General features: G+C 47.7%; 18 protein-coding genes. 8 read left to right on the forward strand and 10 right to left on the reverse strand.

What is annotated here, in order from left to right:
• Positions 1 to 93: 93 nt before the first annotated feature.
• Positions 94 to 630, reverse strand: a complete 537-nt coding sequence (locus BN102_RS05680) for an HD domain-containing protein (RefSeq protein ID WP_019208142.1) — start codon at positions 628 to 630, stop codon at positions 94 to 96.
• 168 nt (positions 631 to 798) lie between these two features.
• Between BN102_RS05680 and BN102_RS05685 the strand changes: the two genes are divergently transcribed.
• Genes BN102_RS05685 through BN102_RS05695 form a run of 3 tightly spaced genes read left to right on the forward strand, consistent with a single transcriptional unit; the run spans position 799 to position 5465 of the window.
• A complete protein-coding gene (locus tag BN102_RS05685) occupies positions 799 to 3390 on the forward strand; it encodes a DUF4922 domain-containing protein (RefSeq protein ID WP_019208143.1) in 2592 nt (863 codons plus the stop codon).
• A gap of 5 nt (positions 3391 to 3395) precedes the next feature.
• Positions 3396 to 4715: a SpoIID/LytB domain-containing protein gene (locus tag BN102_RS05690; protein ID WP_036787482.1), complete on the forward strand. Its 1320-nt coding sequence runs from the start codon at positions 3396 to 3398 to the stop codon at positions 4713 to 4715.
• Between the two features lie 48 nt (positions 4716 to 4763).
• Complete coding sequence (locus tag BN102_RS05695; RefSeq protein WP_019208145.1) at positions 4764 to 5465, forward strand: SIMPL domain-containing protein; 702 nt, start codon at positions 4764 to 4766, stop codon at positions 5463 to 5465.
• Between the two features lie 345 nt (positions 5466 to 5810).
• On the opposite strand, the gene BN102_RS05700 is transcribed toward BN102_RS05695, so the two are convergent.
• The 4 genes from BN102_RS05700 to BN102_RS05715 form a co-directional block, all read right to left on the reverse strand.
• A complete protein-coding gene (locus BN102_RS05700) occupies positions 5811 to 7289 on the reverse strand; it encodes a TolB family protein (protein WP_019208146.1) in 1479 nt (492 codons plus the stop codon).
• A 1-nt stretch (position 7290) separates the two neighbouring features.
• Complete coding sequence (locus tag BN102_RS05705) at positions 7291 to 9072, reverse strand: DUF6057 family protein (RefSeq protein ID WP_019208147.1); 1782 nt, start codon at positions 9070 to 9072, stop codon at positions 7291 to 7293.
• Between the two features lie 225 nt (positions 9073 to 9297).
• Positions 9298 to 11229 (reverse strand): RagB/SusD family nutrient uptake outer membrane protein, encoded by a 1932-nt coding sequence (locus BN102_RS05710; protein WP_019208148.1) that lies wholly within the window; start codon positions 11227 to 11229, stop codon positions 9298 to 9300.
• A 13-nt stretch (positions 11230 to 11242) separates the two neighbouring features.
• Positions 11243 to 14323, reverse strand: coding sequence for a SusC/RagA family TonB-linked outer membrane protein (locus BN102_RS05715; protein WP_021311055.1), 3081 nt, complete (start codon positions 14321 to 14323; stop codon positions 11243 to 11245).
• 566 nt (positions 14324 to 14889) lie between these two features.
• On the opposite strand from BN102_RS05715, the gene rpsA reads away from it, so the two are divergent.
• On the forward strand, positions 14890 to 16677 hold the full coding sequence (gene rpsA / locus BN102_RS05725; protein ID WP_019208151.1) for a 30S ribosomal protein S1: 1788 nt from the start codon (positions 14890 to 14892) through the stop codon (positions 16675 to 16677).
• Positions 16678 to 16986: 309 nt separating this feature from the next.
• On the opposite strand, the gene hutI is transcribed toward rpsA, so the two are convergent.
• Genes hutI through ftcD form a run of 4 tightly spaced genes read right to left on the reverse strand, consistent with a single transcriptional unit; the run spans position 16987 to position 23441 of the window.
• Complete coding sequence (gene hutI, locus BN102_RS05735; protein ID WP_019208153.1) at positions 16987 to 18225, reverse strand: imidazolonepropionase; 1239 nt, start codon at positions 18223 to 18225, stop codon at positions 16987 to 16989.
• On the reverse strand, positions 18225 to 19697 hold the full coding sequence (gene hutH / locus BN102_RS05740; protein ID WP_035455554.1) for a histidine ammonia-lyase: 1473 nt from the start codon (positions 19695 to 19697) through the stop codon (positions 18225 to 18227). The genes hutI and hutH overlap by 1 nt, the downstream gene beginning before the upstream one ends.
• 16 nt (positions 19698 to 19713) lie before the next feature.
• Entirely contained in the window at positions 19714 to 21735 is a 2022-nt protein-coding gene (locus BN102_RS05745; RefSeq protein ID WP_019208155.1) for a urocanate hydratase, read from the reverse strand.
• A 5-nt stretch (positions 21736 to 21740) separates the two neighbouring features.
• Positions 21741 to 23441, reverse strand: a complete 1701-nt coding sequence (gene ftcD, locus BN102_RS05750; protein WP_019208156.1) for a glutamate formimidoyltransferase — start codon at positions 23439 to 23441, stop codon at positions 21741 to 21743.
• Between the two features lie 218 nt (positions 23442 to 23659).
• Between ftcD and BN102_RS05755 the strand changes: the two genes are divergently transcribed.
• From BN102_RS05755 to BN102_RS05770, 4 genes are read left to right on the forward strand one after another with little or no spacing between them, the layout of a single operon-like run.
• Positions 23660 to 24574 (forward strand): ribonuclease Z, encoded by a 915-nt coding sequence (locus tag BN102_RS05755; RefSeq protein WP_019208157.1) that lies wholly within the window; start codon positions 23660 to 23662, stop codon positions 24572 to 24574.
• A gap of 14 nt (positions 24575 to 24588) precedes the next feature.
• Positions 24589 to 25140 (forward strand): RNA polymerase sigma factor, encoded by a 552-nt coding sequence (locus BN102_RS05760; protein ID WP_019208158.1) that lies wholly within the window; start codon positions 24589 to 24591, stop codon positions 25138 to 25140.
• Between the two features lie 47 nt (positions 25141 to 25187).
• The gene (locus tag BN102_RS05765) at positions 25188 to 25562 is read left to right on the forward strand and encodes a hypothetical protein (RefSeq protein ID WP_019208159.1); all 375 of its coding nucleotides are present in this window, start codon (positions 25188 to 25190) and stop codon (positions 25560 to 25562) included.
• Between the two features lie 11 nt (positions 25563 to 25573).
• Positions 25574 to 26056: a hypothetical protein gene (locus tag BN102_RS05770; RefSeq protein ID WP_019208160.1), complete on the forward strand. Its 483-nt coding sequence runs from the start codon at positions 25574 to 25576 to the stop codon at positions 26054 to 26056.
• 26 nt (positions 26057 to 26082) lie between these two features.
• Here BN102_RS05770 and mazG read toward each other — a convergent pair whose 3' ends face one another.
• On the reverse strand, positions 26083 to 26883 hold the full coding sequence (gene mazG, locus BN102_RS05775) for a nucleoside triphosphate pyrophosphohydrolase (protein ID WP_019208161.1): 801 nt from the start codon (positions 26881 to 26883) through the stop codon (positions 26083 to 26085).
• Positions 26884 to 26940 lie beyond the last annotated feature (57 nt).

The following is a 26940-nucleotide window of genomic DNA, read 5'->3' on the forward strand; positions in this document are numbered from 1 at the left end:
TCGCAAACAGTTTACACTTCGTTTGATCGACAAAATTAAGCATATTCCGTCAATTATAAAGAATCGGCCTCAGATTTAATTTATTTTATCGACTTACAAGAAACATTCGCACCATTTTTTAAAACGGGCGATTCCCTCCTCTCCGAACTTGGCAAGGCTTTCGATCGCTTCTTCTACCGTCTTTTCCTTGTCCAATTTCGTTTTCGAAAAAAATTTATCGGCAAAGCATATCACTTGTTCCTCCAACGAGACAGGCAACATGTCTCGGTGAGGAAGAGGCAAGTGCCGCTCGATGATCTGTCGGACGGAAATGCCGGTACCGGTATGCCGCTCGCAAACCCAAGCATGCCGAGGATAACCCTCTTTGCGAAGCAGCTCCGCACCGAGATAACCGTGACAAATATACGGATAAGTGCCGACACAGAAAATGCCGTCGGCATCGCAAAGAAAGATGCCTATATCGTGCAACATGGCCGCCTCCTCGATAAATACGGCATCGAGATGTAGTTCGGGATGCTTCTCGGAGATACTCAACGCTTTATCGGTCACCGACCGGCTGTGAGTCAACAGAATATGTTTCAACTCATCATCTTTCGGGTAATATTTATCAATTATTGCCAACGCATTCATCTATTTCGCTATTTGTCTGCAATATTACGGAAATTATCATGAATGCCGATAGGAGTAACTGATTATTTCCCATTTTTACGAATATTGTTAAACTTTCACCGATCCTTGTTTGGCAAATCCGTGGACTATATTTATCTTTACCTGAAATTAAAATGTTGAAATCGAATCATGATAGACTGTTTTATTCCTTTCAACGATGCTCGAACCGCAATAAACTCGATAAGTTTATTACAAGCATGCCCATTGGTGAAAAACATCCACCTGATGTACCGCGGGGCAGAACCCGTCACAAAACTCCCGCCCCGCTGCTATTGGTTGAAAATCGACCGCCTGACAAGCAGCGATGCCATACAGACCATCAGCTATGCAGCCCAATCCTCCCACCTGTTGCTGCGTTTGAAGTCAACTCCTTTCGAGCTATCCTATAAGGCATTGGAACGCATGATTCAGTTCCTGGAAGACCCTATGGCCGGGTTAGCCTATTCCAACTTTTATGAATGGAAAGACGGTAAAAAACAAAAGCATCCAGTTATCGACTATCAAGCGGGAAGCGTGCGGGATGACTTCGATTTCGGTTCTTTGCTAATGTTCAACACGATCCAATTCAAAGCTGCCAGTTATACCTGCTTTGAAATCGGCGATACCTTCAATTACGCAGGGCTCTACATGGTCAGACTTTTCTTAAGCATAAACGCCCGTATCATCCATATCGACGAATACCTGTATACAGAAACCGAGAAAGGCTTACGCGAGTCCGGCGAAAAGCAATTCGACTATGTGGATCCGCGGAATCGGGAAGCCCAACAAGAGATGGAAGAAGCCTTTACTTCCTATTTGGAAGATTTCGGGGCACATCTCTTGCCCGTCAAGCAAAAGATAGACGTGTCGAAAGCCGATTTCGACTATACGGCCTCTGTCGTCATCCCGGTTCGGAACCGCGTCCGTACCATTGAAGACGCTATCCGTTCCGCCCTGAATCAAAAGACTAAATTCAAGTATAATATCCTCGTCGTCGACAATCATTCCGACGACGGAACCACAGCTGTCATAGAACGATATAAAGATAACCCGACGGTGATTCATCTGCAGCCGGAAAGAACGGACTTAGGCATCGGAGGTTGTTGGGATCTCGCCGTCAACCATCCTTCCTGCGGACGCTTCGCCGTTCAATTGGACAGCGACGACCTTTACAGCGGCCCTTCGACCTTACAACGGATCATCGATAAATTTCAGAAAGGACATTACGGAATGGTGATCGGCTCTTACCGGATGACGGACTTCGATTTGAATACGTTGCCTCCCGGAATAATCGCCCATAGAGAATGGACGGATCAGAACGGGCACAACAACGCTCTTCGCATAAACGGTTTCGGGGCGCCGCGCGCATTCTACACGCCTCTTCTCAGAAAAATAGGATTCCCCAATGTCAGTTACGGAGAAGATTATGCCGTCTGTCTGGCGATTTCGCGCAGTTACCCCATCGGACGAATCTATGCCCCCATTTACCTGTGCCGCCGATGGGAAGGGAATTCCGATGCCGTACTCAGCATCGAGCAAATCAATGCAAACAATACGTTTAAAGACAACATTCGCACCCGAGAACTGTTCATCAGAAAAGCCGTCGTACGCCGGAAAACACTGATCGCAAGCGACGAATACGGATTGATCGATCAGGAGAAACTCGAAAATAAACTGCAAAAATTCATTGATCGACAATTGAAAAACTGGACTTTGGCAGGCACAAATCATGCGGCATTGAAAAAAGAGGTACTGACCGATGTCATGAACATAAACGACGTCGAAATATCCATACAGTTCAACCCGGCCAGAATGATTTCGACCGGCGCTAAGATCGACAAGGAAAGCATTTGTAAACGTCCCTGCTTCCTTTGCAAAGAGAACCGACCGCACGAACAGAAGACATTCGACAGTTTTGAGGATTACGACATCCTCGTGAACCCTTATCCCGTTCTTCCCAACCACCTGACCATCCCCTTTACCGAACACGAACCGCAGATGGTCACCGAACCTATCGAAGCGTTCATAAAGCAATTCATGATGATCCCGCATTCGTACGCCATCTTTTACAACGGCGCACTTTGCGGTGCCTCCGCCCCCGATCATCTGCATTATCAGGCCGCACCTCTCAAATACATACCGCTGATAACGTTCTATAACAGCAAGCTCTGCGAGAAGGTTCCAATAGACAGAATGGAAGAAAAATTCAAATTCGAGGAAAGAGACACCGATTATTTGGAAGCGAACCTCTACAAGGTAAACCATTATCTCTGCCCCCTGTTCAGTTTGGAAACAAATATCGACATCAGATCCCTCTCCATGATACAAAAGCTATTGCACAACCTGCCGAAACACGCAGGCGAAGCAGAACCCCGATTCAATATGATAGCATGGCGAACGGTAGAGATGCTGACCATCATCATTATTCCCCGAAACAAACACCGTCCGGACTGTTATAATGCAAAAGGCGACAAACAACTGTTGATCAGTCCGGGCGCTTTGGACATGGCCGGCATCCTCGTCGCTGCCCGAAAAGAAGATTTCGATAAGATCGATGAAAAGCAGATCCTGCAGATCTTCCACGAATGCGGTTTGTCGGAACAAGAGACGGAAGAGGTGATCCGACGCTACGAAGCAGACGATCAAGATTACGAGAAGAAGGACGACGAAGAAGAAGAGGACGCGGATTTATTAGACAGCTACAAATATTGGAGGAATACGGATAACGAACTGCTAAATTGAACAAGATGCAAGAACTGCCTGTAAACGTCGGTATCCTCTCGGCCCCCGAGATTCATTTTCAACTGAACGGGCCGTATGCCTGTCACGGAAAAGACCGGGAGGCGACGGGCAAACAAAGCGTATCGCTCGAGGAAGACCGGATGCTGTGGAAAGGGAAAAAATACGAAGAGCTGCTGTTCGTTCCGAAAGACGAACAGGCCACTTTCTCCATCGAGGACGTGACCATCGGCGTACATTTCCATTGGGAGCGGAAAGAAACTCAACTGTTCGGAGGAAGTTTAAAGCTGATCATCGAAGGAGATCGAATCGTCGCCGTCAATACCTTGCCCGTAGAAACCTACCTGACCAGCGTCATCTCTTCCGAAATGAACGCAACCTCCTCCGTAGAGTTCCTGAAAGCGCATGCCATCATCTCGCGCAGCTGGCTCATCGCACAGATCGAAAAGAAGAACAAAACGGAAAAACAGGAGCTGAAAGCACTTTCCCTCCGACAGACGGACGAAACGCACATTCGGTGGTACGACCGGGAAGACCACATGCACTACGACGTCTGCGCCGACGACCATTGCCAACGCTACCAAGGCATGACCAAGGCTTCCAATCCTAATGTCGTCGAAGCGGTCCGCGCTACTCGAGGAATGGTCCTCGTGAGCGGAAACGAAATCTGCGACGCCCGCTTCAGCAAATGTTGCGGAGGTATCACGGAAGAGTTTTCCTGCGCCTGGGAAGACCGCTCGTATCCCTACCTCTCGGCCGTCTACGACGGGAAAGAACAGTGTCGCCTCCCCGATCTGACCGAGGAAAGAGAGGCAGAACGGTGGATCCGATCCTCACCCGAAGCGTTCTGCCATACGAACGACCGGAAAGTATTGAGTCAGGTACTCAATAACTACGATCAGGAAACGAACGATTTCTATCGGTGGAAAATCCGATATGCTCAAGCCGAACTCTCGACACTGATAAAAGATAAATCGGGGATTGACTTCGGTGCAATCCTCGATCTGATCCCGACGGCACGAGGCAAATCGGGAAGACTGTGGAAACTGAAGATCGTCGGAGAGAAGAAAACGCTCGTCGTAGGCAAAGAATTGGAAATCCGCCGGATCCTCTCCCCCACTCACCTGTTCAGTTCGGCCTTCGTAGTCGAGAAAGAACAAATTACAGACGGAATACCGGAAGGATTCCTGCTGATCGGCGCGGGATGGGGACACGGCGTCGGCTTATGCCAGATCGGCGCAGCGATGATGGGCGAACAGGGCTGCACGTTCGACCGCATCTTATCGCACTATTATAAAAAGGCGGAAATAAAATGTTTATATGAATAATACCCTTATATTTGTCACCTATAAAATCAATCATTTAATTCGCTTGTTATGAAAAGTTGGAAAATCGAAGCTGCCATAATAGCAGCAGGCCTGTTGCTGATGGGACTTTTTATCAAGTCGGGACTCCATTCATTCTCAGACAAAGACCGCGCAGTCGAAGTAAAAGGACTCGCCGAGATGGATGTGCCGGCCAACAAAGTGGTATGGCCCTTGGTTTACAAAGAAGTAGGAAACGACCTCACCGTTTTGTATAACAAAATTCGCGAGACGAATGCGACCATCGTACAATTCCTCAAAAGGAAAGGTATCGACGAAAAAGAAATCAGTATCGGAGCGCCGAGCATCGTCGACAAACAAGCCGACCGATACGATAACAGCATCGTCCAATACCGGTATAACCTGACGGAAATCATCACCGTCACCTCGGCGAAAGTAGACCTGATACGCAGCTTGATCACCGAACAGGGAGAACTGCTGAAACAAGGCATCGCCATCGTGGCCGGCGACTGGGAACAAGGCATTACCTACGAATTCACAGAACTGAATACCGTGAAACCTTCCATGATCGAAGAGGCTACCAAAAATGCTCGACAAGCAGCGGAGAAATTCGCCAAAGATTCCGGCAGCAAATTGGGAAAGATCAAACAGGCTACGCAAGGTCAGTTCAGTATCGAAGACCGCGACCCTTATACGCCCCACATCAAGCATATCCGCGTAGTTACCACCATCGATTACTCGTTGGAGAATTAAGTCGGGAACGAATAACAGTTTAGCCCCTGCCGATCCGCTCAGCGGGAGCTAAAATCCGTTTTAGGCCTTAGCGAGCCACTCGGCGGGAGATAAAATCCGTTTTAGACGCTGCCGAGCCACTCGGCGGGAGATAAAATCTGTTTTAGGCCTTAGCGAGCCGCTCGGCGGGAGATAAAATCCGTTTTAGGCCTTAGCGAGCCGCTCGGCGGGAGATAAAATCTGTTTTAGGCCTTAGCGAGCCGCTCGGCGGGAGATAAAATCCGTTTTAGGCCTTAGCAAGCCGCTCGGCGGGAGATAAAATCCGTTTTAGGCCTTAGCAAGCCGCTCGGCGGGAGGGAAATGTCCCTACTCTTTATACGTCACGTCGATTCCTTTCGCTTCTCGCATTTCCTTTGCGACGGCATGCCGGTCGATCTTCACTTTGTCCGTGACAAATTCCGGGATGTTGTAGGAGAACAGGAGGTCGTTGTAATATTTCTTCGGATTCTTTTGCGGCAGCATGAAAGGTTTGTGCGCCTTGCCGTCCGCATCGATATACGTGAAGAAAAGACGGGTGTAAAGTCCGTCTACCCGACGGCTGCTGAAAACCAGCCAACGGCCGTTACGGCTCCAGGAATGATAACTGTCCACATCCTCGCTGTTGGCCTCGTCCAACGGGTAAGCCCGGCCGTTGGTCAAATCGATCATATATAAATCAGCCTCCTTGTGCCAGATCGAAAAATTCCCGAAATGATGACGGGTGAAAGCCAGATACTTCCCGTCCGGCGAAATACGTGGGAAGGAGACGCTCATCGAATCGCATGCCGCATGATAAACCGTATCGATCTTCGTGCCGAACGTTCCGGAAGCAGCATCGAAATCGATCCGACAAAGATTGTAGTGCACCTCCTTGTAACGGTTCGGCATCGGAGCTACGGCGCGGGCCCTGCAAAAATAAAGACTTTTTCCGTCGGGCGAAAAGGTGGGGAATGTCTCGAAGGCATCCTTATCCATCAACAGCGGAGAAGAAATGATCTGATGCGTCCTCACGTCATAGACCACCACATCCGAAGCCGAATCGAACACCTCGATACGGTTGATGTGATTCGAAAAGAACGACTGAGCGGTCTTATTCGTCGAAAAGGCGATGTAATCGCCCTCAGGATGCCAATAAGGATATACCAAGGAAGAGATCGTCCGTTCCGTCTTGGTGTTGAGCTTTTCGATCTTGCCCCGATCGATATGAACCGTTCCGCCGTACTTGGAGCGCATGTGGAACACCATCCGATCGGGATGCTGCATCCGGAAAGCATGGCAATTCACGCAGTTGAAATCGGTCAGCTTGTTCTCGTAAATCGGACTTTGACGGTATGTTTCCACATCCCGCTGGTAAATTCCCATCTTATTCCACAGGCCATATCCGGGCGGAATCAGCCGGTAAGCGACATACTTATCCGCTTTATCCGCCGCCACCCTCATCGTAAAAGGCTTGAAAGCACACCAGGCTCCCTCGATTTTTTTACAAACCGTCAACCGAATCGAATCGCCCTGCCGCTGCTCCAACAACTTCTTCCATTTCCTTTGGGGAATGACGAAACAATCGTCGTCGCCTTTCACGACGATACGCGTCGGCCCTCCTTCGATCCGCAGCGCCGTCTCGGAACCGCCCGCATTCAAAACCGAGAAATCGAGCGGCGCAATGTTCACGGGAATGGTTACCTCCTTGTAATCGGGGAAGATGGAGACTTCCTCGTCCAGATTCCTCGAGATATGTATCTCATTGCTGCAAGCAGGGGGCAATGTCAGACAAACGATACCGCATAGATAAAAGATAAGTCGTTTCATATTACCGTACCGGATTAAATAAGAAATAATACCAATAAGTCTTCCCGAAGCCGGCCTTCAATGCCGCCGGATTTCTTTTCGTCCGTTGAAAAGCGATGAATTGCCGTTTAAACTCGTCGTACCTCGTCAAGGTTTCTTCCGTCACACCGTGTTTCCTGCAAAAATCCATGTCATTTTCATTAAAGACGATCATCGCTTCCTGAAGAATCTGCGGAACGCTCTTCAATGCATCCGTTCCGTAGAACCGCTCTACAAACCGATTCGCGCTTTCCCGGTCTCTCGACAAGAGCAGATGAGCTACCGCATAGTCTCTCGCGGCCATATCCTTCGGATTCGTCTCGAGGATATGCACCAAATCGGCATACACCCCATCCTGTAGGGAAAAGGCGTCCGTCGCCGGCAAATCTCTTCGTTTCATTCCCAGTTCGGGATCCTGTTCCACCGCCTCGTCGTCATAGAGGAAACGACGCATGCTCGTGGCCCATTTTCCATATCCCCACGTCCTTTCCAATACGGAGATGTATTTCTCGGCAACCGGATAGGCTCCGTAAATCAGATTCGTCTTCACAAGCAACTTCAGCATGGCCGGACTGCCGTAGCGGACACCGATGGAAGAGTCGAAAGCCTTATCTTGCGCAGAGGCGATAATCCCCATCCGGTAATAAATATCGCTCAGCAACACGGTTAATTCAGTGACCAATTCGGTCTTTTCTCCGCCGACCAACAACGTCTGCGGGTCTCTCGGCTGGAGATCGAGCAAACGAGTCAACAATTTCCCTTCCTGCGATAAGGCTAAATTCACATAGTTCATGATCAGATAATTATTATTGCGAATCTTCTTCGACCGCAAGAGTGCATTCCACTGCTCCGTCGTCACATAATGCTGAAGTTCGACCATCGCATAAGTCTTATCTCCCGCGTCCATAGCAGCATAGCGACCGTACCCCCAACCCACACCCAAGGATAAAACGACCGTACACACCATACGGGCGGCAGGCGTCTTTATCGAAACGTATCGAGCGAGAAAGAACAGCAGCATACAACCGACGGCAGCAAACCAGGAGCCATTTGTCGACTGTAGAGGTACGAGAATAGGTTCGTAATTAAAATCGTTCGTGTAAGCAAAACGATAGGACACGAGGCGCCCTACATGTACGAAAATCATCCCGAGTACCGCTACCGATAAAACGGAGAACAGCTGCCAATACCCTCCCGGTGACTTCGTCAAGACATCGTAAAGCAAAAGCATGACAGCGAAGAGTAAGGCGATCGAACCGGCGAAAAGGTACAGACAAACGGTAAACAAACATCCCCAACCAATACGAAAAAGCGGGCGCATTGTAGAAGATGAAGCGGTATAAATCCAGAAGAAAAGCATGGAGAGAAAGAAAGCGAGCACCCCTTCGTAATGGTAGTAGTAATCGAGTAATCCTTTTACCTGAAACAACCACGGCACGAAACAAAGCGGAAACAAATAGACCGAAGCGTTCAACTTACGAAGAGAAAACCACAAAAGCATGGCAGACAACACACCTATTCCGGCCGTGACCACAGCCCCCAACAGTCGAATACTGAAAAACTGTACGAGGAATTGAGCAAGGCACAGCGAAAGTCCGCCCAACGTCGTATACCTGTCACGAATAAAATCGACATCCTTCATGAATAGTTGTTGCTGTTCGCGGTAATAAAACAGAAATTCCTGATTTGCCTGCAAGAAAAGCCAAAGCAAAAGAAAGGCGACACCCCCTACGAAAACAGGACTATATTTTTCAATTGTCTTCATATTACCACGCTGCGACGAAACCGCAAAACCATTTATAACGGGGTGCAAGTTACAAATTTTTCATAGAAATGCGGCAACGAGAGAGAAAATTAGCATAAAAAGGTATACAAACCGAAGGTCATACGCCAATCGTTCGACATCGAACAACTTTTTCGACGTAAGGAAAGAGGCCATCTCCATGCGATTTGCAGACGGCCTCTCCTCTTTCACTTTATCCGTTGTGCATCAATTACCCGGATTTTGTTCAATACCCAGCCGATTCACTTCGTCCCGGTAAATAGGTCCGAAATAACGTTTGTTATCCCATGCCCGATTCTCCCGATAACTCAAGTCAATGACTTCGTATTTATAATCGTATTTGGTTTCATCATGCACATAAGGCAATGAAGGCGTAGCGCCGACTTTCGGAGTAGCCTGCACGTAAATACCCATCAGCTTCTTGTTTCCGGTTTGGTCGCCGATCATCCAGCGGGTAATATCGAAGAAACGGGATTCCTCATAAGCCAACTCGGAGCGACGCTGTTGGCGAACAAACTGACGCATATTCTCCTGATCGAGACTTAAGTCCCGTTTTTTCAATGTCTGCGAAGTGGAGGGCATTCCGATACGCGAGCGAAGCGCATCCATATACTCGACAGCTTCATCCAGGTTGCCCAATTCCGTTGCGGCTTCGGCTACGATCAGATACATCTCCGCCAAACGGATGAAAGGCAACTGACTGGTCTGGAACGTCTCTTCGGAAGCAGCCAAGGTGCAGTCGATCAACTTCTTTTCCAAATAACCGGTGAACGAACCGTTCCAATCTTCGATAGACGATTTACGGGTATCGCAACCGTATATGCCCGTGTACGAATAACTGACGACCGGACTGGAAGTCTTTTCATTGAAAGTAACGCTGCATTCCGTGCCGCCCGGCACTGCATAATAGCCCATTTGCAATTGTCCTAAAGGAGTAGGATCAAGTCCCCGTACATCGGTGGGGCGTTGACGTCCCCAAACTGCTCCGTCGTAACCGATAGTACCGTAAAAACGGGGTTCGCGTCCCGTATACGGATTCGATTCCACCTTATCGCCTACCTTCTGCAAGTAAGGATAGAGCGTACCGTCTTCCATTTCGAATGAATTGGCGAGGTCGTGCGTTGGAGTAGTACCGCCCCACGCATGATAACCGTTCGGTCCGTGCACCAGACCAATTCGGTTACGGTTATAGAGATTGCCGCCTACTTTATTGATGAACTGCTTGTAGAAAATATGCTCTTGATTGTCAGTCAGCATGATCTGATGCCAATTTTCACCTGTTTCTTCTGCGGTCAACGCAGCACATTGAATCAAAGAGAAATAGCCGCTGTTGATTACATTCTTTGCCGCAGCAACGGCTTGTTCGTACAAAGCTTTCCGGTCGCCGTTATACTGATTGCATGCCAGCGTGTTGATGGTACGGTCGGCATAAAGCGGACTCGCCACGTGCAAAAGGATACGCGCTTTCAGGGCTTCGGCCGCCCACTTTGTAGCGCGTCCGGTATGCGAACCGCTTTGCAGATCGGGTAAAAATTTCTCGGCCTCGTTCAAATCTTTCAAAATATGATTCAGCACTTCGCTGACGTTGGCGCGCGTAAAACGTTTTTCCGCAGCGGCAGCCTGAGCAGATGCCAGATCATATTCTTCGGTTACGATAGGTACGCCGCCATAACCTCTTAAAAGTTCATGATACAGATAGCCACGAAGGAAATATGCCTCCCCTTTCATGCGGGTCAGATCGTAATTACCGTCAGCCGGTACGTTATCTATATTATTCAATACCAAATTAGCACGATAAATACCTTTATAAGTATTGCTCCAGTCGATAGGATCGACGTCGTTGTCATACCATCCCAAGTAACTGCCGGAAGTAGTAGCTTCCGACATGGCTTTCATGCCGTAATCGTGCGTAAAATAAGCGTCATCGGTCGCTCCCGAAAGGTTGCACTCATCGGAATAGTGAGGCACGTATCCATAGATATCGTTCACAACGGTTTCAACCAAACCGGCATCGGTAAATACCACCTCGCGTATGTACTGATCATTAGGAGTCAGATCCATAAAGTCGGAGCATGCGGAGAGGGATATACCCAGCCCGACTGCTACCGATAAACCTAAATATTTAAATGTCTTTTCCATATACTAATCGGATTTAGAATGTTGCTTGAAAACCTATATGATAGAATACTCGTTGAGGATAGTTCTCCAAATTAGGATTACGCGACTCGGGGTCGGCCACCTTGATATGGTCCAATGTCAACAAGTTACGACCACTGACATAGAAACGAAGCTTAGAGAAACCGATGGCTTTCAGCGTTTTTTCACCCACCGCATAACCGATTTCTAAATTCTTCAGTCGGAGGTAATCCCCGCTTCTCAGAAAAAAGTCGTTAGCATGATCCCCCTCGTAAGAACCTGCCCAGTATTGATTTTCGCGTTCGTAAGTACGAGGGCCTTTCGCATTCGGGTTTTCCGGAGTCCAACGGTTGTCATAGTATTCTTTCAAGAAGTTACCGATAGTGCCCGACCAGGTTTTGATGTAAGCCTGTCCGCCTAAAGCTCCTTGAATCAATGCCGAGAGATCCCAATTTTTGTAACCAGCCGTCAATGTCAGACCGCCGACGAATTTCGGTTCGTAAGTCTTGTTGGAACGAACGCGATCGTTAGCATCGATAGCCCCATCCTTATTTACGTCGACGAACTTAACATCGCCGGGAACGGCACCTGTCCAGTGCGGATAGGCGTCGATTTCCTGCTGCGTATGGAATATACCGTCCGTCTTATAATACAATCTTGCGCCTACCGGCATCCCGGTCGATTTTTGATATTCCGGAATTCCGGGGACCTCGTCCCAATACAAAATCTTATTGTTAGCCCAAGTCATGTTGAAAGATGCGCCATAGTTGAAATCGCCCTTGCGATCCTGCCAGCTGACCAACATTTCAAAACCTTGGTTACGCATTCTACCGATATTTTCACGAGGCAACGTAATGCCGGTTACCTGCGGCAAAGAAGCGTTACGGGAAATCAACATGTGGGTACGCTTATGGTAGAAGTAATCGGCTTCGATACTTAAGCGGTCGTTCAGGAAACGAAGGTCGAGACCGATATCATAAGTAGTACCGCGTTCCCAAGTGATATCGGGGTTGGGGGTACGGGAAGGATATAACCGTCTTTGCTCTTCATTACCGAATACGACGCCTTGGGTAGTGAAGGCATACGTATCCAAATATTGAATGGAACGGTCATAATTGCCATCCGAATCCAATAACGCATCATTACCGGTCTGCGAGATAGATCCGCGCAACTTGGCGTAAGTGATGAAGTGTATATGCTCCTTAAACCACGATTCTTCAGACATACGCCATGCCGCCGATACGCCGGGAAAGAAACCGTAACGATGTGCTTTCGGAAAACGGTACGAACCGTCATAACGCCACACAAACTCGATCAAGTACCGTTCCAAATAGTTATAATTAACGCGACCGAAATAGTTCAAACGAGTCTCTTTCCAAGAATAGCCCTCGTTTTCCATACCCTCAGCAGAGCCTAAGCTCAATTCGGCCTTCGCACCGGACACATAATTCTGGCGGCGAGCATACATATACTCCATCTCCTTGCTCTGTCCCTCGACGCCAGCCATGATGCCAAACGTATGGCTATCGAAAGTCCTTTCGTAATTGGCTGTGACATTGAGCATCCAGTCGGTATAGTCATTAACGTATTTGCTATAACGGGGAGCATCGATATAACGTCTCGCACCGGTCAGCGAAGAAGCGTCCTTCGGTTTGGAAGTATCTCGAGTATACAGGATGACAGGCTTCTCGAACCGACTGCGATTGAAGAAGTGCTTATCGTAGGAAGCCGTTCCCGTCAACGTCAGGCCTTCCACTCCCGGAATCTTGAATATGCCGGTAATATTGTTTTGTACATAGTAGTTTTTCTGACGGTCCGTACCGGCCTCATCCGTAGAAGTGACAGCGGGGTTGTCGCCCCGTTCCAAGTCAGGTCCGGCTTGGCCGGTAGGCCAGAAAGCAACCTGCGTGGGTTTACCGCGACGGATACCGGAGAAGATAGAGCCTGCGCTCTTCATCGGATAGTGTGTATCCTCCAAACGCATTTCATTTCCCACCGAGATCGAGACGTATTCGTTAAGCTTGAAATCCAGATTCGTACGTATCGCATACTGATCGAAGCGATTACTTGAACGACGGTAGATACCGTCTTCTCCGTTGGCCGATAAATTCACATAGAATTTGAACTTTTCGGAACCACCCTGCACGCCCATATCCGTACGGTATGTCGGCGAGAAACTCTTGATGGTGGTATCGAACCAATCCGTGTCCGGGTGATCCCACGGATCGTCATGGTTTTTGAACGATTCGAGGTCTTTTTCACTCCATGTGCCGGGATTGATCTCATTGACCATAGTCGCGTACTCAAAGGCGTTACACATTTTCGGTAAACGATTGGCTCGAGAGAATCCGTAGCTCGCGTCGAAGTTCACAACCGCCTTACCTTCTTTACCGCGTTTCGTCGTAATTAAGATAACGCCGTTAGCTCCACGGGCGCCGTAGATGGCGGCGGCGGCATCTTTCAATACGGACATGCTCTCGATTTCGTTCGGGTTCAAACGGTTCAAACCGCCGGCACGGTCAGGAATACCGTCAATCACGACCAACGGATCCTTACTGCCTAAAGAGTTCGTACCGCGAATGCGGATCGTACTTGCACCTCCGCCGGGTTCGTCAGCAGTCTGGAAGCCGATGACACCGGGGATACGGCCTACCATTCCATTCGACAGGTTGGAGGTCGGAGACACCTGCAAATCTTTACCGGAAATAGTAGCGACGGCTCCGGTGACCGTCACTTTCTTCTGAACACCGTAACCGACCACCACCACTTCTTCTATCTGCTCGGTATCTTCTTTCATGATTACATTGATCGTCGTCCGGTTTCCGACGATAATTTCTTGGGTCTTATAACCGATGTATGAAAAAACAAGCGTACCATTAGCAGGAACTTGGAGCGTGTAATTACCGTCTACGTCCGTAATAATGCCCATAGTCGTTCCTTTCACGGAAACATTCACGCCGATCAGCGGCTCTCCGTTTCCATCGGCGACTTTTCCATTTACTGTGATTCGTTGGGCGAATGCTGCAACTGAAAACATCACGAAGATCAAAATAAGACTCAGTGTCTTACGAAATAAATTTAAAAAAGGCTTGTTCATGTTCTAAGATTTAAAGTAATAACATGTGTAATTTTATCATCAGAATTATTCTCTGCAAAAAAGTATTTCACTTTCTCATAGGCAATACGTTTTAATCATACAATATTAATTTTCAATTATGTTCTCTCGACAAGAGTTCGATAAACACAGTGATTATATTCTCTCTATCAAAAGCCAGTTACGATGGACAGCATGCTCGTTGGCTTTTTAGAGATATTGATAAACATCCAGAAATACCTGTATTTCTTTGTCATATTTTCGATAGATTTAAGATTTATTTTTATCGATACAAATATACTATATATTTTCCTATTGCACATTGAGACAAAATATTTTTTCTTTGTTGATACTAATTTCCATTCGGTCGAAAATCAAAGGATTCACGAAGTAGAAAGAAAGAGAGCTTATTCGCTGGATCCGAACGATTACCTGTGCATACAACGAGAAGAAATAGAAAAAAAATTATCAACTTATTTATGTTTCAGCAAATTGTTGTACCTTTGCGATCGGATTATATATCAATATAATGTCTAATGTAATTAATTTTATTAACTAACAATTTTTTAATGGAAGAATTAAAAAACATTCAACCTGTTGAAGATTTCAATTGGGACGCTTACGAACACGGTGAATCAACCACTGAAGTAAGTCGCGAAGAACAAGAACAGGCGTACGACGGTACGCTACACAATGTAACCGACCGGGAAGTAGTGGAAGGGAAAGTCATCGCTATGAACAAGCGGGAAGTAGTGGTCAATATCGGCTACAAATCCGACGGCGTTATTCCCCTGAGCGAATTCCGGTACAATCCTGAATTAAAAGTCGGCGATACGATAGAAGTATACATCGACAATCAGGAAGACAAGAAAGGGCAGCTGATTCTGTCGCACAAAAAAGCTCGTGCAACCCGTGCGTGGGATCAGATCAATGCTGCGCTGGAAAATCAAGAAATTATTAAAGGCTTCATCAAGTGTCGTACCAAGGGCGGTATGATCGTGGATGTATTCGGTATCGAAGCTTTCCTGCCGGGTTCTCAAATCGATGTGAAGCCTATTCGCGACTACGACGTATTTGTAGGTAAAACTATGGAATTCAAGGTGGTCAAGATCAATCAGGAATTCAAGAATGTCGTCGTGTCTCACAAAGCGCTGATCGAAGCGGAATTGGAACAACAGAAGAAGGAAATCATCGGCAAGTTGCAAAAGGGACAGGTGCTCGAAGGAATTGTCAAAAACATCACCTCGTACGGCGTATTTATCGACTTAGGCGGCGTAGACGGACTGATCCACATCACAGATCTTTCATGGGGACGCGTCAACGATCCGCACGAAGTCGTAGCGTTGGACGAAAAACTGAATGTCGTTATTCTCGACTTCGACGAAGATCGCAAGCGTATCGCCTTAGGTCTGAAACAATTGACTCCCCATCCGTGGGATGCGCTCGATCCGAACCTGAAGGTAGGCGATACGGTGAAGGGCAAAGTCGTAGTGATGGCCGATTATGGTGCTTTCGTCGAAATCGCTCCGGGTGTAGAAGGGTTGATCCACGTTTCGGAAATGTCGTGGTCGCAGCATTTACGTTCGGCACAAGACTTCCTAAAAGTGGGAGACGAAATCGAAGCGGTCGTCCTCACATTAGACCGCGAAGAACGCAAGATGTCTTTAGGCATCAAGCAGCTTAAACCGGATCCGTGGGAGACGATCGAAGAAAAATACCCGATCGGTTCCAAACACGTGGCTAAAGTTCGCAACTTTACGAACTTCGGCGTATTTGTCGAACTCGAAGAAGGAGTCGACGGCCTGATCCATATCTCAGACCTATCATGGACGAAGAAGATCAAACATCCCAGCGAATTTACTCAAATCGGTGCGGATATCGACGTCATCGTGCTCGAAATCGATAAGGAAAACCGTCGTCTAAGTCTTGGTCACAAGCAGTTGGAAGAGAATCCTTGGGACGTATTCGAAACGGTATTCACCGTAGGTTCCGTTCACGAAGGACAGATCGTAGAGATGCTTGACAAAGGTGCCGTGATTGCCTTGCCATACGGGGTCGAGGGTTTCGCTACTCCCAAACATTTAGTCAAAGAAGACGGAACGCAGGCGCAGTTGGATGAGAAATTACCGTTCAAAGTCATCGAATTCAACAAAGATGCCAAACGTATCATCCTTTCTCACAGCCGTATCTACGAAGACGCTCAGAAAGCCGAAGCGAGGGCGGAACGCAAGACCAAGAGGTCGCAGAAGAAAGACGATGTTCCGGTAATCCAGAACCAAGCTGCTTCCACCACGTTGGGCGATTTGGATGCATTGGCTGCTTTGAAAGAACAAATGGAAAAAGGGGATGATAAGTAATTAGCATACTCTTTCATGATAAGAAAAATCGGTTAGGAGGTAAACTTGCAAGTTTACCTCCTAACTTTTATTCTCGGCCCTCTCCCACCCTCGAAATGTTCGCCAACCTATAAAAGAACAGATGGCTCGAGGCTGCCCGCCGGAAAAAACCGATACGTCGCACTGCGCGGAGCAAGCAACACCGGCAGACGCCACGTCGTGCACCTGCAACGGATCCACCGCATGCTGCAGTGGGACTGACACCTCGGCATCGGCAGCCACGTTGCGGATGATCTGCTGCAACAGAACCGATATCGCAAAGAATTTATACTATAATATCTCTTCTCCCCGCAAGAATACCCTACGGATAAGAGGAGCAGTATAAGCATAAGGTATAAAATCAACGGAAGGTATGGACTCTGTTAGAAAGAAGTTGGCAACCTTTCCCTTTCGAATCGAGCCGTAATCTTTACTCAAACCCATGGCATAAGCAGCGTTCAATGTGGCGGCATTCATCGCCTCGGCGGGGAGCAGCCGCAATTTGATGCAAGCTAACGAAACAATGAACTTCATATCGCCCGAAGGCGTCGAGCCCGGATTATAATCGGAAGCTACCGCGATACCCAAGCCTCGATCGATCATCCGACGAGCTTTGGCATAAGGCAGGTTCAGGAAGAACGAAGTGCCGGGTAGAACGGTCGGCATGGTGGCAGTGCCTTTCAAAAGCTCGATCTCGTCTTCCGTCATGCTTTCCAGATGATCCACCGATAAGGCATGATGCTTCACTCCCACCTCGACTCCTCCCGAAGAAGCCAATTCGTCAGCATGTATCTTGGGCTGCAGGCCATACTTCGCTCCAGCCTCCAAGATACGGGCTGTTTCCTCCGGCGTAAAGAATCCCGTATCGCAGAACACATCGATATAATCGGCCAAATGTTCCTTCGCTACGTTCGGAATCATCTCCCGAACAACCACCTCGACATAATCGGCCTGCCTCCCGGCATATTCCCTGCCTACCGCATGAGCGCCCAGAAAAGTGGAAACCACCTCGGCCGGCGTCGATTCCTTGATGCGCCGAATCACGCGCAACATCTTCAATTCATCCGCCGTATTCAATCCGTAACCGCTCTTTATCTCCACGCAACCGGTTCCTTTTCGAACGATTTCATCCATCCGACACATGGCCTGCCGGTAGAGTTCCTCTTCGGAGAGAGCATGCAGCAAGTCGGCAGAGTTAAGAATCCCTCCGCCCCGTTTGGCAATTTCCGCATAGCTCAATCCCCGAATCTTATCCACGAACTCTTGCTCTCTGCTGCCGGCATAAACCAAATGCGTATGTGGATCGCACCAGGAAGGAAGCACCGCCCCGCCTTCTGCATCGACAACCTTGTCGTAATGAACCGCAGGCAGATCGGCCATGCTTCCGTACGACACATACTTCCCGTCCTCCACGTACAGCCACGCATTCGGAACGGATTCGAAAAGATTCATTTCGGTTCCCTGCAGACGTAACGAACCGTGCGAATCCAACCCGGCCAAGATACCGATATGATACACCAACAGTTTCATCAGCGTAAGAACTCGATAGAATGGGCAATATGTTTGTACATCACCTGATCTTCTTCAATAAACGGAACCACCTTCCGGTAATCCGCGAAGATGGCTTCGACAGCAGGCGAAGATTTCAGCGGACGGCGGAACTCCAAGGCCTGCGCCGCATTGAAGAGCTCTATGGCCAATACCTTCTCCGTATTGTATACCACCTTATATAATTTGGTTGCCGCATTCGCTCCCATGCTGACATGGTCTTCCTGATCCTGAGAAGAAGGAATGCTGTCGACCGAGGCCGGCATACCCAACGTTTTGTTCTGACTGACCACAGCCGCCGCCGTGTACTGCGTAATCATAAATCCGCTGTTCACCCCCGGATTAGCGACCAAGAAACTCGGCAAACCTCTCGTTCCGGAAACCAGTCGGTAGATTCGACGTTCGGAGATATTATCCAACTCACACAAAGCAATAGCCAAGAAATCCAACGGCATGGCAATCGGCTCTCCATGGAAATTTCCGGCAGAAATGACGGCATCATCCTCCTCGCAAACAATCGGGTTATCGGTCACGGAGTTGATTTCCCGATCGATCACCGAATAAACGTAATCGATCGTATCCTTTACGGCACCATGCACCTGCGGGATACACCGAAACGAATAAGGGTCCTGCACATTGACCTTGGGTTGCCTTATCAGTTCGCTACCTTCCAACAATCCGCGAATGCGGTCGGCCGTCTCAAGCTGCCCTTTATGCGGGCGAACCAAATGAACGGTATGCGTAAACGGCTCAATTCGTCCGTCGAACGCTTCCAACGACATCGCCGCAATTTTATCTGCCCAATCGCTCAACCGTTTGGCATTAATCAATGCCCATACCGCAAAACCGGTCATATTCTGCGTACCGTTCAGCAACGCCAACCCTTCTTTCGAAGCCAACTTGATCGGCGCCCAGTTCATCTTCTTCAACAGCTCAGCACCGGCGAGACGCTCTCCTCGATATTCCACCTCACCCATACCGACCAAAGGCAGGCAAAGATGAGCCAACGGAACCAAATCGCCCGAAGCTCCTAAAGAACCTTGCATATACACAACCGGATAGATATCATGATTGAAAAAATCAACCAGCCGCTCGACGGTATCCAGCTTAATGCCCGAATAACCATAACTCAAGGATTGGATCTTCAACAAAATCATCATTTTTACAATATCGTTCGGCACTCGCTCGCCGACTCCACAAGCATGCGACATGATCAGATTGGTTTGCAATTCCGACAACTGATCGGCGCCGATAGATACTTTGCACAAAGAGCCGAAACCCGTCGTTACGCCATAGATAGGCTCTTTATCTCTGGCTATTTTCTCGTCCAGATATTCCCGACAGTGAGTGATCCGACGGCGAGCATCTTCGCTCAATTCCAACCTATATCCTCTATGAATAATCTCATCGATTTTCTCGATGGAAAGATGGTCTGCACTTATTTTATGTATCATCATACAGCGATTTTAGTTATTTACATATCTCGATAGCCTGTTCCACGACAGCATCGTCCGCCAGATTCGGTAGAGTCACTTTCAAATCCGGCGTTCGTTCCATTTCGCGTCGGATAGAAAACATCGCCCCATCGTTGCGGGCCCAACTTCTGCGGGCGATGCCATTGTTTACATCCCAGAAAAGCATCTCTCGAATCCGGCGTTCGGCTGCTTCGCTTCCGTCGATGACCATACCGAACCCTCCGTTGATGACCTCTCCCCAGCCGACGCCGCCGCCATTATGAATAGAAACCCACGTAGCGCCGCGAAATGCATCGCCGATCACATTCTGCACCGCCATATCCGCACAGAACTGCGAACCGTCATAGATATTGCTGGTTTCACGGAATGGAGAATCCGTGCCCGATACGTCGTGGTGATCTCGTCCCAAGACAATCGGTTTGGCAATCTCTCCTTTCCGAATAGCCTTGTTGAAAGCCAAGGCTATTCGGATTCTGCCTTCCGCATCGGCATAGAGGATTCGAGCCTGCGATCCGACGACCAAACGATTTTTTCCCGCTTCCTTTATCCAATGGATATTATCCTCCAACTGAGGATGAATTTCTTCCGGTGCAGTGGTCCGCTCCTTTTCCAATACTTCCGTCGCCAACCGATCGGTGACTGCCAAATCTTTCGGATCGCCAGACGTACAGATCCACCGGAACGGCCCGAAGCCGTAGTCGAAGAACATCGGCCCCATAATATCCTGAACATACGAAGGATACCGAAACTTGCCGTCCGGCAAAAGGATGTCGGCCCCCGCCCGAGAGGATTCCAATAAGAAAGCATTGCCGTAATCAAAGAAATACATGCCTCTGGCGGTCAATTGATTGATGGCGGTTACTTGCCGTCGAAGAGATGCGCGCACCTGTTCCTTAAACTGCTCGGGATCATCGGCCATCATAACCTTCGATTCTTCCAGTGTCATACCCACCGGATAATACCCTCCAGCCCACGGATTATGCAGAGAAGTCTGATCGCTTCCCAAATCTACCGATACGTTTTCATCCGCCAACCGCTCCCATAAGTCGACGACATTGCCAATATAGGCCATAGAAACAGTCCGCTTTCCGTCGACTGCTTTCCGAATGGCAGGAATCAGTTCTTCCAACTCCGAATGTATCTCATCCACCCAACCTTGTTCGTATCGTTTCTGAGCCGCCTTCGGATTAATTTCGGCCACGACGCTCACCACACCGGCAATATTTCCCGCCTTAGGCTGAGCGCCCGACATTCCTCCCAATCCCGACGAAACGAACAGCATGCCGCGAATATCTTTTCCTCCGGGTTTCAACCTCTTTCTCGCTGCATTCAGGACCGTAATCGTCGTTCCATGAACAATACCTTGAGGGCCGATATACATATAAGAGCCTGCCGTCATTTGTCCATACTGACTGACGCCAAGCGCATTTCCTCTCTCCCAATCGTCCTGCTTGGAATAATTCGGAATCATCATTCCATTCGTAACCACTACGCGAGGAGCATTCCTGTGAGAAGGAAACAAGCCCAAGGGATGGCCCGAATATACCACCAAGGTTTGTTCATCGGTCATCTCGCTCAAATATTTCATAGTCAAACGATACTGAGCCCAATTCTGAAAGACAGCCCCGTTCCCTCCGTAAGTGATGAGTTCATGAGGATGTTGCGCCACCGCTTTATCCAGATTGTTCTGAATCATCATCATGATAGCGGCCGCTTGAAGCGAACGATGCGGATATTCCTCGATAGGGCGGGCATACATGTCATAACGAGGACGAAAGCGATACATATAAATTCGTCCGTATTCCTTTAATTCTTCAGCAAATTCGGGGGCCAATACGGCATGAAACTTCCTGGGGAAATAGCGTAAAGCATTTCGGATGGCCAACTTCTTCTGTTCCTGCGTTAAGATATCCTTCCGTTTCGGGGCATGATTGATTTCCAAATCATAAACTTGAGGCTGCGGCAATTCCTCAGGAATTCCTCTACGAATATCCGCTATAAATTCTTCTTTCTTCATAGTATTTAAATTTTAGATTCAACGATATTCCATATCTCCGTTTCGATTTCCTTAGCTTTCGTGATCAATGCGTCGGCTTCTCCAATCAATCGTTCGGCCGTTTCTCTGTCTGTCAATGATTTAGCATTTATCTTTACATTTAATCCGGCGCCAAGCACAGCGCCTCTGGCCGCCAATGCACCGACTCCGGTATCCGACACGCTATTCGGATTCCCCATCTCAGCCATGGCCTTACATACTTCAAAGACTTGATAAGATACTTTCATCGTCCTTAGCGGTACCTGAGCCGCATAAAGGGTAGCGTCTTGAATCGCTTTCGAACGGATCGCCTTTTCTTCCGGCGTCGTTTTCGGCAAGCCGAAGGCATTCATAATCGCATGAAAGGCTTCCGTATCTTCATCAACCAAGTGGAGCAATTCGGCCATCAACCGTTGTCCCTTATCCGCCCATTCACTAAATTCGCCGCAGCGTTCGTCCCAACCGGGCTTATGACTTGACAGATTGGCGACCATGATTCCCAAAGCAGCGCCTAAGGCGCCCATATAAGCTGAAATCGTCCCACCGCCAGGAGCGGGAGATTCTCGAGAAGTCTCATCAGCAAATTCATCCACAGTCAAATCGACGAGTTTCCTCTTCTTATCGTCTTCCAAAAGATACTCGATCACTTTCTCCCGAGGATTGAACGGATGCAGATCGCCCAAACCCATGGAACGGATAGCTATATTCATCAGGTCTTCCTCCGGAATGCCCGTCGAACGGTTCTGTTTCTTCAAATAGTATTTTCCCGCTTCTATCAGTGTCCGTTTCGGAACAAGTCCCACAATCTCCGTCCCTGTCACCCGAAGTCCCCTGTTCTGGGCGCACCTGCATACTTCATCAAAAGCGACGTGAAGCGGGGTCACATTAATATTGGTAATATTCATCGAGACTTGAGCGATCTTATATTCATCGATATACCAACCGATAGCTTTCGTACATTTCAACGTTCCCGACTTCATTACAGGCTCTCCCTGTTCGTTCTTTACGATCTTTCCGACGACCGAATCCCCTTCTCGCTCCGGGCGTCCCTTTTCACGCACATCAAAAGCAATAGCATTGGCCCGACGAGTAGAAGTCGTATTCAGATTGAAGTTCACAGCGATCAGGAAATCGCGAGCTCCGACCGCTGTGCATCCCGTTTTTGCTATTCCCTCGTCAAAAAGACGAGCTCCGAAGTCAGGCGCTTTGTCCGGATCAGCCAACTTCTCCGCCAACGCTTCGTATTCCCCCTTTCTGCAAACTGCCAAATTCTTTCTTTCCGCCCTATAAGCTGCCGCCTCATAGCAGTAACAAGGAATCTGCAGCTCATCGGCAATTCGTTCGGCCAATCTTCGAGCATATTGAGCACATTCTTCCAAGGTGATACCGCTCACGGGAATTAAAGGCAAGACATCCGTCGCTCCCATCCGAGGATGAGCGCCATGATGATTCCGCATATCAATTACTTGTCCGGCCTTCTTCACGGCTAAAAAAGCAGCCTCGACAACAGCCTCCGGATTACCGACAAAAGTGACTACCGTCCGATTCGTAGCTTCTCCCGGATCCACATTGAGCAATTTCACTCCTTTCACCCGTTCTATGACGCCGGTTATTTGATCGATGACGTGTTTGTCTCGTCCCTCGCTAAAATTAGGAACACATTCAATTATTTGAGATTTTACTTCCATACTACTAAAGGTTTTAATATAATTGATTTCGTAAAAATAATGCTTCGTTCTTTTTATAGCAAATAAAAACGAGAAAAAATATCATTCCGTCACAAAAAGACGTTTACATCGCGTTAGAAAGCCTAAAAACCCTATCAAAAAGGCATAAAATCAAATCCATTCATAACATTTTCATTATTTTACATGTCCGATAAGTAAAAAAGGACTATATTTGACACATGGAAAAATTTGAAGTATATATATTGGGTTGCGGTTCCGCCTTACCCACTATTCGACATTTCGCTTCCTCACAGGTGGTTAACATCCGAGAAAAACTGTTTATGATCGATTGCGGAGAAGGCACGCAACTACAACTCAGGCGTTCTAAACTGAGATTTTCCCGACTCAACCACATCTTCATTTCACACCTTCACGGTGACCATTGCTTCGGTTTGATCGGGCTACTTTCTACCTTCAATCTGTTAGGTCGTACTGCTACGATGCATATCTATGCTCATGTCGATTTGGAAAAGTTATTAGTACCGCAATTGAATTACTTCTGCAAAAGAATAAATTACAAGGTAGAATTTCATACTGTCCATCCGGAAAAAGAAGAAATAATTTATGAAGATAGATCGGTAAGCGTAAACACCATCCCGCTAAAACACCGGATCCCAACATGTGGATTCCTATTTTGTGAAAAAAGAACTCTCGATCATATCAAACGCGAGATGATAGATTTTTATCAAATACCGATAAATAAAATTAATCTCATAAAAAACGGTGCTGGCTATGAGCTACCCGACGGGACGCTTATTCCGCACGAACGCCTCACTTATCCGTCAGCACCTCCTCGCCGTTATGCTTACTGTTCCGACACCGTGTACTACTCTCGGATCATCGAACAAATAAAGGGCGTCGATTTGCTGTATCACGAAGCTACGCTGTTGGATCGAGACATCGTCAGGGCCCGAGAAACGTTTCATACCACTTCCCTCCAAGCCGGGACCATTGCTAAAGAGGCAGGAGTAAAACGATTGATCATCGGACACTTTTCTGCCCGTTACGAAGACGAAAACGTATTGCTGGAAGAAGCATCCAGCATATTCCCGAATACCATATTAGCGTCCGAAAACTTAAAGATCGTACTTTAAAGCAATAAAAACGGATGAACAATTATAACGAAAAAGAAATATTAGCCTCTTTACAAGATCCTTCCCGATACAGGAATGCTTTCGGGCAGATCGTCCAGCATTACACCGAACAGCTGTACTGGCAAATTCGGCGCATGGTGCTCAATCATGACGATGCAAACGATATTCTGCAGAACACGTTCCTCAGAGCGTGGGACAATATAGCATATTTCCGGGGAGAAGCAAAACTATCCACGTGGCTTTATCGCATAGCCTTTAACGAATGTTTAATCTTTCTGAACAAACAAAAAGCGACAACCCATGCATCGATCGACGGCACAGAAGCACCATTGATCGATCGATTGGAAGATAATGCCGATTTCGACGGCGACGAGATACAGCGACTTTTCCAGAAAGCATTGCTCACTTTACCCGAGAAACAGCGTATGGTATTCAACCTGAAATATTTTCAGGAGATGAAGTACAATGAAATTTCCGAGGTATTGGGAACCAGCATCGGTGCGTTAAAAGCATCCTATCACCATGCGATAAAAAAGATTCGAGAATATTTAAAAGACAATAGTTAAACCTTTCGACAGATTTATAATCTAAAGAATGAAAAAAATGAGACGGCATGAAACAAGAAGATGATTTATTAAAAAGGGTCGGGACCAAAAATCCGTTCAAAGTGCCTGAAAATTATTTCGAAAACTTCGCATCGGACTTGATGACAAAGCTTCCGAAAAAAGAACCGGACTCTGCTCCCCTAAACATTACTCTCTGGCAACGCATAAAACCCTGGATTTATATGGCAGCAATGTTCGCCGGTATCATGTTAATGTTCAAAATGTTCCAACATATCAGGGAGCATGCCTCAGCTGTCCACGAAACGATGGTAGTCGAAATCCTTGACATCCCCGACCAATATATGGAAACGATCACCAACGAGTCCATGATGGATGACTATACCCTGTATCAGTATCTGACAGAAACCGATGCGAATTATTAACGTAAACGATCATGATGAGAAGAACGATTTCACTATGTTGCCTGTTATTTGGCCTCGCTTTCCTCGGGCAGGCTCAAAATAAAAATCCGCAACGCTTTAATGTCGAAGAATTCAGAGCGAAGCAGAAAGACTACCTGAGGGAGAAAGCAGGGCTGACGCACGAAGAAACAAAGGCATTTTTCCCTGTTTATTTCGAACTGCAAGATAAGAAAGCCAAAATACACGAAGAAACATGGCGCAAGTCCGACGAATGCGAGAGAAAAGAAATGACCGACCACGAATACGAAGAGATCTTGAAAGAGCTCGCAAATTCGAGAATCGCCTGTGACAAATTAGATTTGGAATACATCGAACAGTTCAAAAAGATCATCCCTCCGAAGAAAATCTACCTGATCCAGCGAGCGGAGATTCAATTCCACCGTCACATGCTTAAGATCATGCATCGGCCGCAAGGGAGGCATCCAGATAAAGAAAGAGTGAGGAGACACAGGTAATTCACCTCAACACTCCGCCGATTCAATCATTTCCGCTCCAAATGATCTTCCTGCGCTTTCGCCTCGTTCCAAACGGCATCCATTTCTTCGAGCGTCATCTCCTTTAAACTTCGCCCCCGTTTGACCGTGTGCTCTTCCACATAATTAAACCGGCGAATAAACTTCCGGTTCGCGTGTTCCAACGCATTATCGGGATTCAGTTGATAGAGCCTTGCCGCATTGATCAGGCTGAACATCACGTCTCCGAACTCTGTTTCGGCCTTTTCCTTGTCCATCTGTTCCACCTCCGCCTCAAATTCGCTGATTTCCTCCTTTACTTTATTCCAGACCTGAGAACGTTCTTCCCAATCGAATCCCACCGCACGCGCCCTGTCTTGAATACGGTAAGCTTTGATCACGGACGGCAAGGAAGCCGGCACGCCGCCCAGGATCATTTTATTCCCGTCCTTTTCTTTCATCTTCAATTGCTCCCAATTATCGACGACTTTCTCTGCCGTATCAGCTACAACCTGGCCATAAATATGAGGATGGCGGTAAATCAGTTTATCACAAAGCTTATCGCACACATCTTTCATATCAAAATCGCCAGTTTCGCTTCCGATCTTCGCATAGAAAACAACTTGCAACAATACGTCACCCAACTCTTTGCAGATATGCTGTTTATCGTCGCCCAGCAAAGCGTCGCTCAACTCATAAGCCTCCTCAATGGTGTTCGTCCGCAAGCTCTCATTGGTCTGTTTATGATCCCATGGACATTTCTCGCGCAAATCGTCCATGATATCGAGAAGCCTTCCGAAGGCTTTCATCTGTTCTTCTCTCGTATGCATGTTCTTTTTATTTTGTCGAACAAAAATACGCAATTATTTCTCCTTATTGCACATCAG

Origin of the sequence: Phocaeicola abscessus CCUG 55929 (assembly GCF_000312445.1) — a bacterium.
Lineage (GTDB): Bacteria > Bacteroidota > Bacteroidia > Bacteroidales > Bacteroidaceae > Phocaeicola > Phocaeicola abscessus.

Excerpts from the sequence above, each read along its gene's own strand:
- BN102_RS05680 (WP_019208142.1), bottom strand. The coding sequence starts at position 630 with ATGAATGCGTTGGCAATAATTGATAAATATTACCCGAAAGATGATGAG.
- BN102_RS05685 (WP_019208143.1), top strand. The coding sequence starts at position 799 with ATGATAGACTGTTTTATTCCTTTCAACGATGCTCGAACCGCAATAAAC.
- BN102_RS05690 (WP_036787482.1), top strand. The coding sequence starts at position 3,396 with ATGCAAGAACTGCCTGTAAACGTCGGTATCCTCTCGGCCCCCGAGATT.
- BN102_RS05695 (WP_019208145.1), top strand. The coding sequence starts at position 4,764 with ATGAAAAGTTGGAAAATCGAAGCTGCCATAATAGCAGCAGGCCTGTTG.
- BN102_RS05700 (WP_019208146.1), bottom strand. The coding sequence starts at position 7,289 with ATGAAACGACTTATCTTTTATCTATGCGGTATCGTTTGTCTGACATTG.
- BN102_RS05705 (WP_019208147.1), bottom strand. The coding sequence starts at position 9,072 with ATGAAGACAATTGAAAAATATAGTCCTGTTTTCGTAGGGGGTGTCGCC.
- BN102_RS05710 (WP_019208148.1), bottom strand. The coding sequence starts at position 11,229 with ATGGAAAAGACATTTAAATATTTAGGTTTATCGGTAGCAGTCGGGCTG.
- BN102_RS05715 (WP_021311055.1), bottom strand. The coding sequence starts at position 14,323 with ATGAACAAGCCTTTTTTAAATTTATTTCGTAAGACACTGAGTCTTATT.
- rpsA (WP_019208151.1), top strand. The coding sequence starts at position 14,890 with ATGGAAGAATTAAAAAACATTCAACCTGTTGAAGATTTCAATTGGGAC.
- hutI (WP_019208153.1), bottom strand. The coding sequence starts at position 18,225 with ATGAAACTGTTGGTGTATCATATCGGTATCTTGGCCGGGTTGGATTCG.
- hutH (WP_035455554.1), bottom strand. The coding sequence starts at position 19,697 with ATGATACATAAAATAAGTGCAGACCATCTTTCCATCGAGAAAATCGAT.
- BN102_RS05745 (WP_019208155.1), bottom strand. The coding sequence starts at position 21,735 with ATGAAGAAAGAAGAATTTATAGCGGATATTCGTAGAGGAATTCCTGAG.
- ftcD (WP_019208156.1), bottom strand. The coding sequence starts at position 23,441 with ATGGAAGTAAAATCTCAAATAATTGAATGTGTTCCTAATTTTAGCGAG.
- BN102_RS05755 (WP_019208157.1), top strand. The coding sequence starts at position 23,660 with ATGGAAAAATTTGAAGTATATATATTGGGTTGCGGTTCCGCCTTACCC.
- BN102_RS05760 (WP_019208158.1), top strand. The coding sequence starts at position 24,589 with ATGAACAATTATAACGAAAAAGAAATATTAGCCTCTTTACAAGATCCT.
- BN102_RS05765 (WP_019208159.1), top strand. The coding sequence starts at position 25,188 with ATGAAACAAGAAGATGATTTATTAAAAAGGGTCGGGACCAAAAATCCG.
- BN102_RS05770 (WP_019208160.1), top strand. The coding sequence starts at position 25,574 with ATGATGAGAAGAACGATTTCACTATGTTGCCTGTTATTTGGCCTCGCT.
- mazG (WP_019208161.1), bottom strand. The coding sequence starts at position 26,883 with ATGCATACGAGAGAAGAACAGATGAAAGCCTTCGGAAGGCTTCTCGAT.